This window comes from Roseivirga sp. (assembly GCF_034669765.1).
Taxonomy (GTDB): domain Bacteria; phylum Bacteroidota; class Bacteroidia; order Cytophagales; family Cyclobacteriaceae; genus Roseivirga.
On sequence record NZ_JAXMOQ010000002.1, the window covers coordinates 666,562 to 684,226 of the forward strand.

Annotated in this window: 13 protein-coding genes and 1 riboswitch; of the genes, 5 read left to right on the forward strand and 8 right to left on the reverse strand. The window is 39.4% G+C overall.

Going from position 1 to position 17,665, the window contains the following annotated elements; all coding sequences use genetic code 11:
- The first annotated feature begins 194 nt into the window (after positions 1–194).
- The 3 genes from VOI17_RS05890 (at position 195) to VOI17_RS05900 (ending at position 2,778) form a co-directional block, all read left to right on the forward strand.
- A complete protein-coding gene (locus VOI17_RS05890; protein WP_323756316.1) occupies positions 195–569 on the forward strand; it encodes a hypothetical protein in 375 nt (124 codons plus the stop codon).
- 108 nt (positions 570–677) lie between these two features.
- The gene (locus VOI17_RS05895) at positions 678–1,166 is read left to right on the forward strand and encodes a hypothetical protein (protein ID WP_323756317.1); all 489 of its coding nucleotides are present in this window, start codon (positions 678–680) and stop codon (positions 1,164–1,166) included.
- A gap of 142 nt (positions 1,167–1,308) precedes the next feature.
- Complete coding sequence (locus VOI17_RS05900) at positions 1,309–2,778, forward strand: potassium/proton antiporter (protein ID WP_323756318.1); 1,470 nt, start codon at positions 1,309–1,311, stop codon at positions 2,776–2,778.
- A 10-nt stretch (positions 2,779–2,788) separates the two neighbouring features.
- Here VOI17_RS05900 and metF read toward each other — a convergent pair whose 3' ends face one another.
- From metF to VOI17_RS05920, 4 genes are read right to left on the reverse strand one after another with little or no spacing between them, the layout of a single operon-like run.
- Positions 2,789–3,742: a methylenetetrahydrofolate reductase [NAD(P)H] gene (metF, locus tag VOI17_RS05905; RefSeq protein WP_323756319.1), complete on the reverse strand. Its 954-nt coding sequence runs from the start codon at positions 3,740–3,742 to the stop codon at positions 2,789–2,791.
- 58 nt (positions 3,743–3,800) lie between these two features.
- The gene (locus tag VOI17_RS05910; RefSeq protein ID WP_323756320.1) at positions 3,801–4,175 is read right to left on the reverse strand and encodes a four helix bundle protein; all 375 of its coding nucleotides are present in this window, start codon (positions 4,173–4,175) and stop codon (positions 3,801–3,803) included.
- A 55-nt stretch (positions 4,176–4,230) separates the two neighbouring features.
- On the reverse strand, positions 4,231–7,011 hold the full coding sequence (gene metH / locus VOI17_RS05915) for a methionine synthase (RefSeq protein WP_323756321.1): 2,781 nt from the start codon (positions 7,009–7,011) through the stop codon (positions 4,231–4,233).
- 36 nt (positions 7,012–7,047) lie between these two features.
- Entirely contained in the window at positions 7,048–8,061 is a 1,014-nt protein-coding gene (locus VOI17_RS05920) for a homocysteine S-methyltransferase family protein (protein WP_323756322.1), read from the reverse strand.
- A gap of 47 nt (positions 8,062–8,108) precedes the next feature.
- A riboswitch (SAM riboswitch) is annotated at positions 8,109–8,214 on the reverse strand.
- A 138-nt stretch (positions 8,215–8,352) separates the two neighbouring features.
- Between VOI17_RS05920 and VOI17_RS05925 the strand changes: the two genes are divergently transcribed.
- On the forward strand, positions 8,353–9,261 hold the full coding sequence (locus VOI17_RS05925; protein ID WP_323756323.1) for a phosphatase: 909 nt from the start codon (positions 8,353–8,355) through the stop codon (positions 9,259–9,261).
- Positions 9,262–9,361: 100 nt separating this feature from the next.
- Positions 9,362–9,778 carry a hypothetical protein gene (locus tag VOI17_RS05930; protein WP_323756324.1) on the forward strand — a complete coding sequence of 139 codons (417 nt, stop codon included), beginning with the start codon at positions 9,362–9,364 and terminating at the stop codon, positions 9,776–9,778.
- Positions 9,779–9,847: 69 nt separating this feature from the next.
- Here the strand turns inward: VOI17_RS05930 and VOI17_RS05935 are convergent, their stop codons facing one another.
- From VOI17_RS05935 to VOI17_RS05950, 4 genes are all read right to left on the reverse strand, one after another.
- Positions 9,848–10,135: a SemiSWEET family sugar transporter gene (locus VOI17_RS05935; protein WP_323756325.1), complete on the reverse strand. Its 288-nt coding sequence runs from the start codon at positions 10,133–10,135 to the stop codon at positions 9,848–9,850.
- Between the two features lie 163 nt (positions 10,136–10,298).
- Positions 10,299–12,740 (reverse strand): ABC transporter permease, encoded by a 2,442-nt coding sequence (locus VOI17_RS05940; protein ID WP_323756326.1) that lies wholly within the window; start codon positions 12,738–12,740, stop codon positions 10,299–10,301.
- Positions 12,741–12,776: 36 nt separating this feature from the next.
- Positions 12,777–15,227: an ABC transporter permease gene (locus VOI17_RS05945; RefSeq protein ID WP_323756327.1), complete on the reverse strand. Its 2,451-nt coding sequence runs from the start codon at positions 15,225–15,227 to the stop codon at positions 12,777–12,779.
- Positions 15,228–15,238: 11 nt separating this feature from the next.
- Positions 15,239–17,656, reverse strand: coding sequence for an ABC transporter permease (locus VOI17_RS05950; protein ID WP_323756328.1), 2,418 nt, complete (start codon positions 17,654–17,656; stop codon positions 15,239–15,241).
- Between the last annotated feature and the right edge of the window lie 9 nt (positions 17,657–17,665).

Genomic DNA, 17,665 nt, shown 5'->3' on the forward strand with positions numbered 1-17,665 from the left:
AGGGAAAAGTAAAACGCTGAGCTCAAAAATGCGGTTAATAATTGACTTCAACCTCATTTCCACGTTTATGGTTACAAATAAATAAACTGGTGAAAGACTCTTATATCCCATTTGTGAGTTCATATCAACCTTTATTCAAAAAAAACTCGCCCTCAAGAATTGAAAATAGCGAGTGATACTCTAATATTGCATTGATGAAAAGTCTGTTCAAGTCCATTTTAATATCACTCACCTTATTGGTGTATGGCATTAGTGTGGATAGTTTATTGCACAAGGCTCTGATTAAGAATCAGGTTGAACAAACCCTTAAAGATCAGGTTGAAGATGCTTTTGCTCCTTCCTATTCTAGTTTATTTCATTTACCTATTTTTAATGAGTTGGTTAATGAGACATCTACCAATTTTCAGGAGTCCGACACCAATTACCTTCCGCATTGGGCTGTTGATAAAAGTTCAACTTCAGATAATACAAGACAAGCCCTTTGGCGAAAGGTACTGACAAAATCCAGACTAATTAACCTTAGCCTTTCGGTGAAAGACATCATTTTCCCTTTCCATACCTTCTCGTAAGCATTCCATTTATCTCTTAGGTCGACAATCTGTTGACTGTGTATTTTTTGGTTTCAGAATTCAATATGCAATTCTTCGGCCTCCAATATTATTTATATCTAAAAGAAAATGGAATTATCATCAACACTATTTGGAATAGCTGCCATGGCAGTATTTGTGCTTCCTATTATTTATTTACAAGGAATGCAGAAGAAAAAGGAAAAGAAATTATTCACTGAATTTCTTCAGTTAACGCAAGAGAAAGGCTTAAAGCTCACCCACAGTGAGGTATGGAACTATGTGTATTGTTTGGGTTTGGATACTCAAACCAAGCAGCTCATTCACTTCAAAAAGAAAGGTGAAACACCCGAAATCCAGCTGATCGACTTAAAGCTATACAAAAAGTGTGCTATCAATAAAGTGAGTAGAACAGTGAAAACTAACGATGGCCCTGTTACGATATTTGAGCGTTTATACCTGACTTTAACACCTTCAAACACACAGAGTAAAGCTCAAAACATAGAGTTTTACAATGCGGACGAAAGCAGTTCGGTGACTACTGAGTTGCCATTACTTGCTAAATGGGAGAAACAAATTAGTGAGGCCCTTCAGGCATAAATCATCATAAAAATAAGAAGGTCTTGTAAACTGTGGTTTGTAAGACCTTCGTTTTTAAAATGAATTCATTAGTATTTGTTGAAAACAGCCTCCAAAAGTTATCTTTGCAGCTTTAAGGCTTGTCCATTCTAAACTTACCTACTTGAGTTTAACCATAGAAAACATCATGTTGATTGGTTCGCTATTACTGTTCATCAGTATTATAGCCGGTAAAACCTCCTACCGTTTTGGAGTTCCAACCTTGGTGTTGTTCTTAGCCATTGGGATGTTAGCCGGCTCTGATGGTATTGGAGGTATCTATTTCGACAACCCTTCTGTGGCGCAATTCATTGGAGTAGTTTCGCTTAACTTCATTCTTTTTTCCGGAGGGCTCGATACCAACTGGTCGTCTATCAAGCCTGTATTATGGGAAGGAATTTCGCTTTCCACCTTGGGGGTTCTACTCACCGCAGTGACAATGGGAACCTTTGTTTGGGCCATTACAGATTTCACTATTTACGAAGGCCTTTTGCTTGGTGCAATTATATCCTCCACAGATGCAGCAGCAGTTTTTTCCATTTTAAGAGGGAAAAACTTAGCACTTAGGAATAACCTAAGACCTACCCTAGAATTGGAAAGCGGAAGTAATGATCCTATGGCTTATGTATTGACCATTGCTTTTCTCGCCATGGTTATCAACCCTGATCAAAGCCTGCTCATTATCATTCCATTATTTCTGAAGCAGATGATTATAGGAGGAATAGCTGGCTTGCTGTTTGGGGTGGCAAGTAAGTATGTCATCAACAGAATCAAGCTTGGGTTTGAAGGACTATATCCTGTATTAGTGATTTCATTGATGTTTATCACTTTCTCTGGTACTGATGCGCTAGGTGGAAATGGCTTTTTGGCCGTTTATTTATGTGCCGTTTACCTCGGTAACCAAGACTTAATCCATAAGAAAACCATCCTAAAAATGTTTGATGGTTTGGCCTGGCTCATGCAAATTGTACTCTTCTTGACGCTTGGCCTTTTGGTTTATCCATCCGAAATCCTGCCCATTCTAGGCATAGGTTTATTGATTTCGCTCTTCCAGATTTTTGTTGCTCGACCAATCAGTGTCTTCTTAAGCCTAACGCCTTTTAAAATGAAAATGAGAAGGCGATTCTATATCTCATGGGTAGGTTTAAGAGGTGCCGTACCCATTGTTTTTGCTACTTATCCATTAATTGCAGGAATCGAAAAGGCTAGCATGATCTTCAACATTGTATTCTTTATTTCGCTTTCTTCAGTACTAATTCAGGGCACTACTCTATCCCTAATTGCAAAATGGCTGAATGTTGCTCTACCGGAAGATTCTAAACCAAAATCACCCTTAGATGATCTGCTTTCAGAAACCGCCAAGGCCATTATGGTCGAAATCAAAATGCCAGCAAATGGCGTAGCGGTAAACAAAAAAATAGTTGACCTCAACTTCCCTAAAACAGCGCTGATCGCAATGATTAATCGCGATAACAAATTCATTACCCCTAGTGGGGCCACTGAAGTTTTAGCAGAAGACACTTTAGTCGTGCTTTCTGACACACAAGATGGCATCAACGAAGTGTATGAGTGCTTACAGGTTGAAAAGCCCTAGTATATCACCATCAAAACAACTCTGAAGCAATCTGCTTTACTATTTGAGACTTGCTCATGGTATAATAATGCAAGCAAGGCACTTTGGCTGCCATCAACTCTTTAGATTGTTGAATACACCACTCAATCCCAACATCTCTCGCAGCCTTATTATCTTTGCATTTATCGAGTTCATCTACCAACTCGTCTGGCAAATCAACATGAAAAATACTAGGCAAAATAGTGCTATGATTCAACGTAGTGATGGGTTTTAAGCCTGGAATAATTGGCACATTGATATCTGCTTCTCTACATTTTTCCACAAAGTCAAAATACTTCTGATTATCGAAGAACATTTGGGTTACAATGTATTCAGCCCCCATTTCCACCTTCTGCTTCAGGTACTTCATATCACTTTTTAGGCTTGGTGCTTCAAAGTGCTTTTCTGGATAACCTGCCACTCCCATAGAAAAATTGGTTTTGGCCATTTCTGCTTCTTCATTCAGGTATTTCCCCTGATTCAAGTCCAATACTTGCTGCATCAATTCAGTAGCAAATGAGTGACCATCAGGATCAGCAACGAACCTTCCCTCCGACTTAATGGCATCGCCACGCAACACCAATACATTGTCTATCCCTAAAAAATCAAGATCTATCAATGCGTTCTCTGTTTCTTCCCTACTGAAACCACCACAAATGATATGTGGCACTGCATCTACCCCGTATTTATTCATTATGGCCGCGCAAATCCCCACCGTTCCTGGACGCTTTCGAGTAGTTACTTTTTCAAGTAAACCATTAGGGTGCTGCTTATAAATGTATTCTTCGCGATGATAAGTAACATCGATAAATGGAGGATTAAACTCCATTAAGGGGTCAATGGCGTCAAAAATACCATTTACGTTTTCACCTTTTCTTGGAGGAAGAATTTCGAAGCTGAAGAGTGTTTTACCTTTCGCTCTTTTTATATGTTGGGATACTTTCATGTCTATAATGTACTTGTGTGTTGTTGTTTTGAAGTGTTGATGTAATTCACGACACCTTCTATTGGCCTACTTTATTTCTTAAGTATTTTATGAAAGCTAAAATTGAGGCCTTCACTTCTTCAGTTTGATTTTGTAAGCTCTCTATATCTTCAGCAGGAAAATAACTGAGATCGAGCATCAAATAAGTCATGCTTTTTACTTCAGTACAGGAAGCAGCAGAATAATCCAGAAACTTGATAAAGTCTTTTGGAGAAAATCGCCCAAATCCTTCAGCAATATTATTCATGATTGAAATCCCTGCTCTCTTGAACTGCGAACGTGTATCGAAATCCTTAGCCAATTGACCTTGATTAGACATTACATAAACCTGATGTGTTAATTTTCTAGCCAACTGCCAGCACCTTAAATCTTCAAATCTTGTCACCTTCGCCATATCTCTATCATTAAATTTTAACATTCAACACTTCCACACCCAAGCACTTCAATACTTAGACATCATAGGCTAAATTTGGAGACAACCACTTCTCAGCTTCTTCCAAACTCATTCCTTTACGTTTGGCGTAATCTTGCACTTGGTCTTTTTCAATTTTACCCAAACCGAAGTATTTGGCTTCTTCATGCATAAAATAGAGGCCACTTACAGAAGAGGCTGGGTACATCGCCATAGACTCAGTGAGTATTATCCCCGTTTCTTCTTGTGCATTGAGTAAGTCGAAGAGTATTGGTTTTTCTGTATGATCTGGGCATGCAGGGTAGCCTGGTGCCGGACGAATTCCCTGATAACTTTCTTTGATTAAAGATTCGTTGTCCAATGTTTCATTCTTCGCATAGCCCCAAAGTTCTTTTCGGACAATCGCGTGCATGGCTTCGGCAAAGGCCTCTGCCAATCGGTCGGCAATGGCTTTGATCATGATGGAGTTGTAGTCGTCATGATCCTTCTCGTATTTTTCAATCAAAGGTTCAATACCCAAGCCACCTGTAACCGCAAAGCCTCCAACATAATCGATCTTACCTGAATCCTTTGGCGCTACAAAATCGGCAAGTGATAAGTTTGGAATACCAGTGCCTTTTTTCCCTTGTTGTCTTAAGCTGTGAAATACAGTTTTTACTTCGGAACGGGTTTCATCGGTATATACTTCAATGTCATCGCCCACACTATTGGCAGGATAAAGCCCTATCACACCATTGGCTTGTAATAGATTTTTCTCAATTACCTCATCAAGGACTTTTTGAGCATCATCAAATAACTTTTTAGCTTCTTTTCCAATGGTTTCGTTTTCAAAAATTCTTGGGTATTTTCCTTTTAGCATCCAGGTTTGGAAGAAGGGAGTCCAATCAATGTGTTTTCTAATAATATTTAAGTCGAAGTTTTTAAAGACCTTATTACCTATAAAACTAGGCTTCACATATTCCTTTTCCTCCCAATTCACTTTAAGTCTATTCCCCAAAGCTCTGCTGTAAGGAATGTAATGCTTGATTTCTTTTCGGTTAGCATGATCTTCCCTTAGCTTGGCATACTGTTTCTTTATTTCAGCATTGTACTCCACCTTCCGATCTCCGCTAATCAGTTCTCCAGCCACAGGTACACTTTTAGAGGCATCCAAAACATGAATTACAGGTCCAGAATAGACAGGGTCAATCTTCACCGCAGTATGAATCCTGGAAGTGGTGGCCCCACCTACCATAAGCGGTAACTTCATCTTCCTTCTTTCCATTTCCTTGGCCACATGTACCATTTCATCTAGAGATGGTGTAATCAAGCCACTTAGGCCAATTACATCCACATTTTCCTCAATGGCTTTATCAAGAATTTTATCGGCAGGCACCATCACCCCCATATCGATGATCTCGTAGTTATTACAAGCCAAAACCACCCCTACAATATTTTTTCCGATGTCATGGACGTCACCTTTTACAGTGGCTAAGAGGATTTTTCTTCCTGTTTCCCTTTCTGGAATTAGCCCCCTCTCGGTCTCCCCCAAAGTGGGATCATCACCTTCCCCTTGGGAGAAGGAAGGGTTGGGACGATTAAGTTTCGCTTGTCTTTTTTCTTCCTTCTCTGCCTCTAAATATGGTAAAAGATAAGCCACCGCTTTTTTCATCACACGAGCACTCTTTACCACTTGTGGCAAAAACATTTTACCAGAACCAAAAAGGTCTCCTACTACGTTCATACCATCCATTAATGGCCCTTCAATAACCTTCAGTGGGCTTACATATTTCTGACGCGTTTCTTCCGTATCTTCATCGATAAACTCGATAATTCCTTTTACTAAAGCATGCTCAAGTCGTTTTTCAACCGATTCCTTCCGCCAAGCATCGTCTTTTACTTGTTTCTTTCCTTCACCCTTTACCGTTTCGGCAAAATCGAGTAAGCGCTCAGTGGAATCTGGTCTACGATTTAAAAGCACATCCTCCACCCTTTCCAATAAATCCTTTGGAATATCACTATAGATCTCCAACATAGTAGGATTTACAATCCCCATATCCATCCCATTTTGAATGGCATGGTAAAGAAAGGCCGAATGCATGGCTTCACGAACAGGATTATTTCCTCGGAATGAGAAAGACACATTACTTACCCCACCACTCACATGAGCACCAGGTAAATTCTCTCTAATCCATTTGGTGGCCATGAAAAAATCAACTGCATTATTATTATGTTCTTCGATACCCGTGGCCACGGGGAAAATATTCGGGTCGAAAATGATGTCGTTTTTAGGGAATTTGACTACATCGACAAGAATGTCATATGAACGCTTACAGATTTCAATTCTTCTATCATAAGAATCTGCCTGACCATCTTCGTCAAAAGCCATTACGATAACAGCTGCTCCATAACGTTTTACTTTCTTCGCATGAGCGATAAAGGCTTCTTCTCCTTCTTTCAATGAAATTGAGTTCACAACGCATTTACCCTGAACACACTTCAATCCGGCTTCGATAATTTCCCATTTTGACGAGTCTATCATTATGGGAATTCGAGAAATATCTGGTTCAGCAGCTATCAGGTTTAGGAATTTAACCATCGCCTCTTTACCATCAAGCATTCCTTCATCCATATTGACATCTAGAATTTGTGCCCCGCCATCTACCTGATCACGAGCTACTTCTAAGGCATCATCAAATTTCTCTTCTAGGATTAAACGTGCAAAACGCTTAGAACCCGTTACATTGGTTCGTTCACCCACATTGACGAAATTAGATTCAGGAGTAACAATTAGGGGTTCGAGGCCTGAAAGTTGAAGTGTACTGTTGTCGTTTCTCATTTGCTATGCAATAAGTAAAAAGTGTTCTGAATTGGTTTAATCTTGAATTACTTGACTTTCCAAGCTTCTCGGTTCATACCTACTGGCTACTTCAGCAATAGCCCTAATATGATCTGGTGTGGTTCCGCAGCAGCCACCCACAATGTTGAGGAAACCGCTAGAAAGGAAGTCTTCAATTTGCTCGGCCATTTCCTCTGGAGATTCATCATATTGACCAAATTCATTAGGCAAGCCAGCATTCGGATGTGCACTGGTGAAAAAATCGGCCTTTTCAGAAAGCGTTTCCAAGTATGGACGAAGTTGTTTGGCTCCTAAAGCACAGTTTAAGCCTATAGAAAGTAAAGGCATATGAGAGACCGAAATTAAAAAAGCCTGTGTAGTTTGTCCTGAAAGTGTTCTTCCGCTGGCATCAGTAATGGTACCAGACACCATAATTGGCCATTCCTTTCCTTTTTCTTCAGAAACTTCTTCAATGGCAAAAAGAGCTGCCTTGGCATTGAGTGTATCAAAAACAGTCTCTACCAATAGTAAATCTACACCTCCATCGGTTAAAGCGATTACCTGTTCTTTATAAGCCTGTACTAGTTGATCAAAAGTAATTGCCCTGAAACCTGGATCATTTACATCAGGTGATAAAGAAGCCGTTCGGTTAGTAGGACCAATAGAGCCCGCCACAAAGCGAGGTTTGTGTGGTTCTTGGGCGGTTATTTCATCGGCTACTTCTCTAGCAATTTTAGCCGACTCGAAGTTGATTTCATACACGGCATCTTCTAAATGATAATCGGCCTGAGCAATAGTAGTACCACTGAACGTGTTGGTTTCTACAATATCAGCTCCAGCTAAAAAATACTGACGGTGAATATCTTTAATAATTTCTGGACGGGTAATGGAAAGCAGGTCATTATTCCCTTTTAGAGAATGCATGTGACCTTTGAATCTTTCTCCTTTAAAATCTTCTTCCTCTAAAGGATGTCTTTGAATCATGGTGCCCATTGCACCATCTAAAACCAAGATTCGTTCTTTAAGAATTTCCTTAATATTTCTTGACATATTTCGCATTTAAAATGCTTATCAAGAAAGGTAGAGAGAGTTTTGCGGGCCCATCTTTTCCCCGAATATAATTCGAGGCTAGGAGTTAGCACCAGCTTTTACAGGTTGCTAAGACATCACAGGGCCTAGTCCCTCAGTCTTTCTTGATAAGTGATGCAAAGAAAGTAAATAAAGAGTAAAGCGAAGATCATTACTCAACTTTTTTCAAAGAAGATTGAATAAAGCATACTTCCATAAAAATTCACATCATGCTCCTTCTCACAATAATATTCTCTAATTTAACGCTTGTCTATGAGTAGTCTCAGATTAGCCGCAATCGATATAGGATCAAATGCCATTAGGTTTCAGGTAACCAACGTGTTGAGTTATGAAGGTCAGCATATCTTCAAAAAGCTAGAGTATGTAAGGTTCCCTTTAAGACTGGGGCAAGACGTATTTACACTAAAAAAAATCGGTATTGAAAAGGAAGACAAGTTCTTAAGGTTAATGCACGCTTTCAAACTACTTATTGACTTGTATGAAGTCGATGATTATTACGCTTGCGCCACATCGGCCATGCGTGAAGCCGAAAATGGATACAAGTTAGCCGAAAAGGTGAACCAACTATTAGGACTCAAAATCAGAATAATAAGCGGAGATGCAGAAGCTGAACTAATAAACAAGGTGGTACTTAAAAAGCTCGACAACGAGAATTACTTACATATTGATGTTGGTGGCGGTAGTACTGAACTCAACTTAATTTCCAACGGAAAGAAGGTGGCATCTCAATCTTTCAAAGTAGGGTCTGTTAGAAGTATTGAGCAATTAGGTACATCAGATATTCTTGAAAAGATAGATAAATGGGTTAAGGAAAACGTAGCAGGAAAATACAAAGTAATCACTGCCATAGGAACTGGCGGAAATATCAACAAGACCTACGAGCTCGCGAATAAACGTAAAGTCGATCGTATTCTTACTTTGAAGGAGGTGTTGGATATTCAAACCTATGTGTCAAGCTTCACATTAGATGAAAGAATCCATAAACTTCAGCTTAACCCCGACCGGGCAGATGTAATCATTCCGGCTTCGCATATATATATGCATGTAATGAAGTCTGCCAAATGCCGAAAAATTCTGGTGCCAGACGTTGGTCTCAAGGATGGTATAATGCATATGCTATACGAGCGAAATATTAAAGACAGCGAAGTGGACTTTAAATAAGGAAATTACATTTCATATCCATTTTTCGCCCCTAGTGTAAAGAGGCCTAACTCATTAAACCATTTGGCTTTAAGTATGTCCAACGCTGAAACGAATCAAAATGAGAAAAAGAACTCTATTAATTGTGGCGATATTCTTTGCTGTAGCAGCAACAGCATTCGCTCAGCGTGGTGGCGGTGGTCAAGGCGGACAAAGACCTGACCCTAAAGTACAAGCCAAAACTACTGCAGATACTTGGCAAGAAAAATTTGGCTTGTCAGATGAACAACGCACCAAGGTTTACGATCTACTTATAGTTTCTTCGGAGAAACAAACGGCAAAAATGACCGAATTAAGAGCTAGTGGCACTATGGATCGTGAGGCTATGACGGCAGAAACAGCCAAAATGGACAAAGAAAAAGATGTAGAATTGAAGAAAATTTTCAGTGCAACCCAATGGACTGCATATGAAACATGGAAAAAAGAGAACCCACCAACGCAAGGAAGAAGAGGCGGAGGCGGAGGCGGACAAGAATAGTCTTTGTTTTTTCAATTGATAGAAACCCGTTGCGTAAATCGTATCGGGTTTTTTTATGCCTTATCAATACTAATTGGATTTAGAAGTCTTACTCATTCTCTTTTTCTTAAAAGTTACTTTAAAGAAAATCAAAGTAAGGCTGAGTACAAGTATAGCTGAATTCGCTATAAGCACTGGTATTAACCATAAAGCAAAACCATATATCAGCCAAACAATTGTGCTGCAAAAAACGATCACGAGCATCCCCATACTCAAATCATCAGCGCTTTTAATTTTCCATGTTCGAATAACTTGAGGTAAAAAAGTAAGGCTACTTAAAATTGCCCCTAACAAGCCCATTGATTCGTATATATCCATCTCCTTCTATCTAGGCATAAATTTATTACAATATTTCGGTAGATTTTTGAAATCAGCAAGCTTGTGTCAAAACATAACCTAAGGGTAAAACTGCAGAAGCCTATCCCAAAGAATTCTTTCTTCGGGATAGGCTTCAATAGATGCTTTTGTTCAGTAGTAGTAATTACTCGTATCGTAGGGCCTCAATTGGATTACGTCTAGCTACTTTGATGGATTGAAAAACCACCGTTAAAAAGGCAACCCCAAGGATTAAAACTGCTGGTATAGCAAAGATGTACCAAGCCAAATCAATTTGATAGGAGAAAGTTTGAAGCCACTTTTCGGCACCAAAATAAGTGATTGGAAGGGCTATTATTACGGAGAGAAGAATCAGCTTCATGAAGTTTGTCGACAGCATTTTTATGATGCTAGAAACGTTTGCCCCCAGAACCTTTCTAATACCAATCTCTTTGATTTTTTGCTGAACTTCATAAAGCACTAAACCGAACAAACCTAAGATAGAAACAAAAACAGTGATGGAAGCGAAAACACCGAAAACGGTTCCAAACTGCTGATCTGCCTTGTATTGCTCGTTAAATTTCTCATCCAGAAAGAAATAATCAAAATCACTATTTGGATAAACAGTTCGATACGCACTTTCAATTTTGGCTACCATCTCTTTATATGAACCTCCTGTATTTTCTACATTCAGTTTAACAGAAGCGTAATTGCCATTATCCCCCTCCTTATCGAACCAAAAAATGGTAGGGTCAACACTAGTTTTCAAAGAATGATGATTGTAATCGTTAAACACGCCCAAAACCTGAACTTCATTACTCCAAAAATAAACCTTAGCCCCTATTGCCTCTTCGTTTGAATTAAAGCCCAACATTCTTCTGGCTGTTTCATTTATCATGATAGCGGTGAGATCATCACTGGCAGAAATATCCCTCTCGTTATCGAAAGTGCGCCCTTCCAACACCTGAAAGCCAAAGGTTGGAACAAACTCAGCATCTACTCTGTAGAAAAAGAAAACGCTATTTTTAGCCTCTTCATGGCCTTGGCCATAAATCCCCGTTCCTGTATTCATTTCAACAGTCCCTTGACCAAACAAGGTTTCAGAATAAGCCACATTCGAAACTTGCGGCAATCGCTTTAGTTCGGTTTTGAAAGCTTGGCGTTTTAGTAATTGGGCTTCACCAGAGTCGGCTACTAGCGGAGATCGTACGACCACCGTTTGGTCTATATTTACCCCCAATTTTTGATTCCGCATTTCTTGAACCTGAGAATAAATCACCATCGTTCCTGCCAAAAGCACCATGGTAATCATAAACTGAAACACAACCAGTCCCTTTCTGAGCACTATTCCTTTTTTGGAACTTGCAAGGCTACCTTTCAGCACTTCAAGCGGTTTATAGTTAGATAATACTAAAGCCGGGTAAACACCCGAAGCCAGCGTACCAATAAAAAGTAGGGCCATCACAAAGCCAAAAAGCGCTAGGTCTGAAAACACATTGAAACTTAAACCGAGCCCAGAAAACTGGTTAAAGAAAGGTAATACGCCTTGAATCAAAGTGAGTGTAAGTACCAATGATAAAAAGTTAATCAGGAAAGACTCTGTCAAAAACTGACTTAACAAAGCGCCCCTATTGGAGCCCAAAACCTTCCTTACCCCCACTTCTTTGCCTCTCTCTAAAGCTTTTGCCGTAGATAGGTTTATGTAGTTTACCCAAGCAATCACGAGTACAAATAAAGCCACCACCAATAAAATATTGACCGTTGCTTGATTTCCGTTCACATCTGCTTCAAAGGTTTTGTCAGATTTTAAGTGAATATCAGTTAAGGGTTGAATGATCAGTTTTTCGGCCCTGTCTTCTTCTGTTTTGGCTAGAAAGCTCTGATTCAAACGTTCGGCAAAAGCATTATCGAGCTTTGCTCCTTTCGTTTTTAAATACATGAATTCATTATTCCCATTCCAGTTATTGTAATCCCACTCTAGGTATTGAACTCCGGTTTGGTAAGAGATTAGGATATCGAATTTAAGGTGGGCGTTTTCTGGAACATCTTTAATCACTCCTGTCACCTGCATTGGGATTTCGGCCCCTCCAGGTACCGCTGTTAGAATTTTACCCATTGGGTCTTCATCTCCAAAATACTTTTTTGCAACGCTTTCAGTGATTACAATCTTGGCTACTTCATTCAATGCTGTTACTTTATCACCTTGCGTCATTCCCCAGTCAAAAACAGTTAACCAGCCAGGATTGGCAAAATATACGCGATCTTCATTAAAGCCTTTGTCTTCATTTTTAAACAAAAAGCGACCAATATGGCGTGCCATGGCGAAGTCTTCTACTTCCGGAAAATCCGCCACCGCCATAGGGCCAACTGCAGGGTAACATTGGGCATCTGAAGTTTGCAAAGTGCCTTCTGCATACATATCCACAGTTATTCTATAGATATTTTCTGCTTGGGAATGAAAGCGATCATAACTCATTTCGAATCTTGCGTAAGTCAAGATTAAAAAACAGACGGTCATACCAATAGTAAGTCCAAAGATGTTTATGATGGCGAAGGATTTTCTCTTCTTTATATTTCTAAGGGCAACTAGTAAATGATTTCTTAACATGGTATTGAATTAGGATTGTAAATGTTGTTTTGAGTTTTATTCACAGCGAAGTGATTGAACTGGATTTAGACGCGCGGTCTTCAGTGTTTGTCCTATGATGATGACTATAGAGATGAATACCACCGCTAGGAGCGGCAAAGCAAAGAATGCCCAGCCAATCTCGGTTCTAAAAGTGTATCTCTCTAACCAAGACTGGGCAGCAAAATAGACTAAAGGCAATCCTATAAAGTTGGCCAATAAAATAAGCCCTAGAAATTCCATTGATAGTAGTTGTAGAATATCAGGAATCGATGCTCCTAATACTTTTCTGATTCCAATTTCCTTAGTACGCTGAACAGCCGTATACCCTACCAAACCGAAAAGGCCAAGACAAGCAATGGCAATGGCCAGAAAAGAAAATAAGTTAAAAATCTTCCCGAATTGCTCGTCAGACTTATAAAGGCTGTTAAATCTGGCATCCATAAAACCATATTCGAATACATCTCCTGGATAGAACTCATTGTAGGTTTGCTCAATATATGCTAATGTTTGTGGCACATTATCGGCACTCACCCTAATTTGATATGTATCGCTATAGCCAAAATAAATAGGTATAATTAGCATAGGCTCTATGGACTCTTTAAGTGAGCGATGATGAAAGTCATCTGTTATACCAACAATAGTCCATTCTTGCCCAAAGAACAACAGTTTTTCATTCACAGCTTCTTCAGCAGTTTTAAACCCAAGAATTTTCGAGGCTTTCTCATTTATAATAGCTGCATCAATTAGTCTTGGATCTTCTTTGTGATCTGATGGGCGAAAAGATCTTCCTGCTAAAAAATTGATCTGGTAGACATCAAAGAATCCATAGTTTGCCCCCATCCTATTAAGCATATGATCTTCAGTTTGGCCCAGCCTTCTCACATCAAAAACCCTTGGCATACGGCTTCCAAAAACATTGGAGGATGTACCAGCCTTTATGACATGTGCATTTTGTTCAAGTTTGTTGAGAAAGGTGTTCATATGAATTACAATAGTCGTGTCAAAATTTGCCAATGAAGGCCCCTCCACGGTAACTACTTGCTCCATATTTAATCCCAAATCCTGACTTTTCATAAATCGGGTTTGCTTCATCACCAGATAAGTACCTGCAATAAGTGCTGTGGAGAGAATAAATTGAAAGGTGACCAAGGACTTTCTCAAGACCCTACCTTGAGTACTTTTCCCATAATCTCCCTTAAGGGTTTGAGAAGGCCTAAAACCAGAAAGGACAAGGGCTGGATAAATGCCTGATCCTATAGAGCCCAATAATAGAATAATAAGCATCCAGACAAACACTTGAAGTGAGCCAAGCTTCAAAAATATAAACTCTAACAAAGACAGGTTTTCTTCGACCAAATTATTAAACGGAACTTGCAAGGCCTGTACGAGAGTAATTGCCAATACAAATGCCAACAGGTTCAGCATCATTGATTCGGTGAGGTATTGTCTAACTAGCTGTGGGCGACTGGCCCCTACTACCTTTCGTATTCCTACCTCCTTAGCCCTTTGTAAGGATTTGGAGGTTGTCAAGTTCACATAGTTCACCCAGGCCATGATTATAATAAAGCCAGCAATAATTATGAGAACCCAAACCATTTTACCATCTGAAGTTTCATGAATTTCATACTCATAATCAGAATATAGATGTACATCCGCCAAAGGTTGAAGGTGGAACTTTTCGAGGTTTCCTGTCACTTTATCTCCCCTGAAGTACTTCTCTGAGAAATCAACGAACTTCTCCTGAAATTTGCTGTAGTCTACACTTTCGGCCAGTTCTATATAATGGAAATAATCAGAATTGTTCCAACTAAAACGGGCAGATTCTCCCCAGAGACTAAAGGTTGTTACTCGCGAAAGAAGTGCTTCATATTGAATACTCGAATTAGTTGGTGGGTCTGCCACGACTCCAGAAAGTTGCCATTTGGATCTTTGTGAGCCCATTTCTAAAACAGTACCTAGGTAGTCTGTCCAATCACCATCCGTAGTCTGAAAAATTTTCTCCGCCATCGACTCGGTCAATACAATCTGGTAATTCTCGCTCACCAAGGTCTCACGGTTTCCAGCTAGTACCTCGATATCAAACATTTCGAAAAATGAAGGTTCAACTAATAATGCCGAAGATATTTCTGAAGCCTTATTCTCATATAAAAAAACATTCCCATCGAAAGTGTTGACTGTGGTATAATTCACAATTTCCGGATAATCTCCTGCCATTTGAGGCCCCACCGCAGAGTAGGTAATCTGACCTCGCTGAATCATCTGATCGCCTTCAAAGCGTTCATTCATTACCCTATATATCTGATCTGACTTGTGGTGATACTTATCGAAGCTCAGCTGAAAAAAGGCATATTCTAAAATGAAGATACAAGCGGCCAAACCAATGGAAAGCCCGAGTATATTGACCAAAGAGAAGGTTGTATTCTTTCTTAAAGACCTGAATGTTGTTTTGAAATAGTTTTTGAACATGAGTTTTGAGTTTATTCGTAACGAAGTGAATCGGAAGGATTCGTATTGGCAGTTTTTAAAACTTGATAGCCCACCGTAACCAAGGTGAGTACAAAGACAATCAGCATAGGAAGAATGAATAAAGTAGCTCCAATGCTTATGTGGTTTGCAAAATTGGCCAACCATTTTTGAAGGAAAATATAGCCTATGGGTATAGAAATGAAGGAGGCCAACAAAATCAACCATGCATATTCTTTTGTTAGAAGAAGCACCAGCTGACGAACAGAAGCGCCCAATACTTTTCTCACACTTACTTCTTTCGATCTTCTATTAATATTGTAAAGTGATAGGCCAAACAGACCGAGTACGGTGATTACAATCGCCAATATTGAGAAGAAGCTCACAATACTGCCGAAAAGGCGATCTGATTTGTATTGTCTATTGAAGTAGTCATCCAAGAAGAAATACTCGAAGTAGCTATTTGAATAATTTTGGTTAAAAGCTTGTTCAATTTGGCCCATTGTGCTTTGTACATCATCAGCACCTAACTTTATAGAGTAGTATATTATCCTATCATGATGGGTGTAAATGTGAGGTTCAATATTTGACTTTAATGACTCTTGGCTAATATCATCCACAATGCCGACTAAAGTATAAGGTTCGGTTTCATAATAAATGGTTTTGCCAATCCAATCTGCAAGTTCTTCCCCTTGTAATAAATCCTTAGCTGCCAACAGGCTCAGTATTACGGATTGATCATCATTAAAGTCATTACTAAAACTTCTGCCATACAGGATTTCAATATCATAGAGATTTATAAATGATTCATCCACAGATATATCTTTGGCATACAAAGCTTTATCATCCTCTGCTGGCCCAAGTGCCACAAATCTCATTCTTGAAATTTCATAGCCAGGAATCTCAGAAGAGGCTGCAATGGATTGCACTCCGCTGATGTTTTTTACATCGTTGACAAACGCAGATTTGGTACGTTCCCTATTGGTTTCATCCATAAAGGGCTTTTTGACAATCAAAGTTTGGTCAATGTCCATCCCCAAAGATTGGTTCTGCATAAAATTTAATTGGGATTGAACAGCCATTGTCCCTAAGATCAAAACCAAGGCCACCACATTTTGAAAAACCGTGAGTGATTTTCGAAGGGCTAAACCAGAATTGCTGGTTTTTGCCCTTCCTTTTAAAACTACCGTGACTTTCTGTATCGAAAACAACCAAGCTGGATAAAGCGCAAAAAACAGGGAACCTAATGTAAAGAGTACAAGCAATACCACGGTCTGTTTTAATGAGTCCGTACTAAAAAAATCAACAGGAATGCCTAATAAGTTTCTAAAGAACACACTGCTAAACTGTAATAGCGTAAGTGCGAAGAGGATTGCAAGGAAATTGATGATAAGTCCCTCAAATAGAAACTGACCAATGAGTTGCGACTTAACACCTCCCAATACCTTTCTAATGCCCACCTCTTTACTCCTATCAATCAACTTAGTGGTGCTTAGGTTGACATAATTCACCCATGCGATCACCATGATAAACAAGCCTACTATGCTCAGAAACCCCACAGTTGACTTATTGCCATTCACTTCCATTTCAAAAGAATGGTGTGAGGTTAAATGGATGTCTTGAATGTTTTGCAGTTTAAAAGTCACGCCCTCATCTTTAAACCAAGCCCCTTCAATGCCTACAAAAGCGCTATTTATTTTGTCTTCAAGCAAATTGGGATCACCCGAATTATTGAGTTTGAGATAAGTGAAAAAGTTACCCCATCCATAATTGTTATCTAAGTCCCATTCGCTGGGTAATGACTTAAAAGAAACCAGCACATCATATTTGAAATGTGTGTTTTCAGCAAGGTCCTCAAAAACACCAGTCACTTTAAAGTCTTGCTCCATGTTTTTAAACCTAAGCAGTTTACCAATGGCAGGCTCTTGACCGAAAAATCGTTCTTTATAGGAAGAAGAAATCACCACTTCAAAAGGGTTTTCTAAAGAAGCTGTATTCACCCCTTCCACCCAATTCATGGTGAAAATCTTCAATGCATCGTCATCAGTGAAATAAGGCCTAGGGATATTGAAAGTTTTGATGTCTCCCGTTGGAGCATAATAACTAAAAGCAAACGACTGGAATACTTTATCAGAGCCAATTACACGGGCAATATTTTCAACCTCTGGAATAGAGCTTCTAATTACGGGTGCCATGGGTGGGAACACAGACGCCACACCATCATCTGGTGACTCACCTTCTGCTATTCGGTAAACCCTAAATACCCTCTCTGCATTTTGGATATGGCTATCATAGCCCTTTTCGAACGAAACATATTTAAAGATCAGCAGGCAAGCCACCATGGATAGCGATAAGCCAAGAATATTGATCAAGGAGAAAACCTTGTTTCTCTTTAAATGACGAATAGCGATAAGAATGTTGTTTTTGACCATGCTGTTTTG

What these genes read in the sequence shown, in the direction of transcription:
- VOI17_RS05910 (WP_323756320.1), bottom strand. Translation starts at nt 4,175, where the DNA reads ATGGCGAAGGTGACAAGATTTGAAGATTTAAGGTGCTGGCAGTTGGCT.
- VOI17_RS05945 (WP_323756327.1), bottom strand. Translation starts at nt 15,227, where the DNA reads ATGTTCAAAAACTATTTCAAAACAACATTCAGGTCTTTAAGAAAGAAT.
- metH (WP_323756321.1), bottom strand. Translation starts at nt 7,011, where the DNA reads ATGAGAAACGACAACAGTACACTTCAACTTTCAGGCCTCGAACCCCTA.
- metF (WP_323756319.1), bottom strand. Translation starts at nt 3,742, where the DNA reads ATGAAAGTATCCCAACATATAAAAAGAGCGAAAGGTAAAACACTCTTC.
- VOI17_RS05935 (WP_323756325.1), bottom strand. Translation starts at nt 10,135, where the DNA reads ATGGATATATACGAATCAATGGGCTTGTTAGGGGCAATTTTAAGTAGC.
- VOI17_RS05920 (WP_323756322.1), bottom strand. Translation starts at nt 8,061, where the DNA reads ATGTCAAGAAATATTAAGGAAATTCTTAAAGAACGAATCTTGGTTTTA.
- VOI17_RS05930 (WP_323756324.1), top strand. Translation starts at nt 9,362, where the DNA reads ATGAGAAAAAGAACTCTATTAATTGTGGCGATATTCTTTGCTGTAGCA.
- VOI17_RS05940 (WP_323756326.1), bottom strand. Translation starts at nt 12,740, where the DNA reads ATGTTAAGAAATCATTTACTAGTTGCCCTTAGAAATATAAAGAAGAGA.
- VOI17_RS05950 (WP_323756328.1), bottom strand. Translation starts at nt 17,656, where the DNA reads ATGGTCAAAAACAACATTCTTATCGCTATTCGTCATTTAAAGAGAAAC.
- VOI17_RS05890 (WP_323756316.1), top strand. Translation starts at nt 195, where the DNA reads ATGAAAAGTCTGTTCAAGTCCATTTTAATATCACTCACCTTATTGGTG.
- VOI17_RS05895 (WP_323756317.1), top strand. Translation starts at nt 678, where the DNA reads ATGGAATTATCATCAACACTATTTGGAATAGCTGCCATGGCAGTATTT.
- VOI17_RS05925 (WP_323756323.1), top strand. Translation starts at nt 8,353, where the DNA reads ATGAGTAGTCTCAGATTAGCCGCAATCGATATAGGATCAAATGCCATT.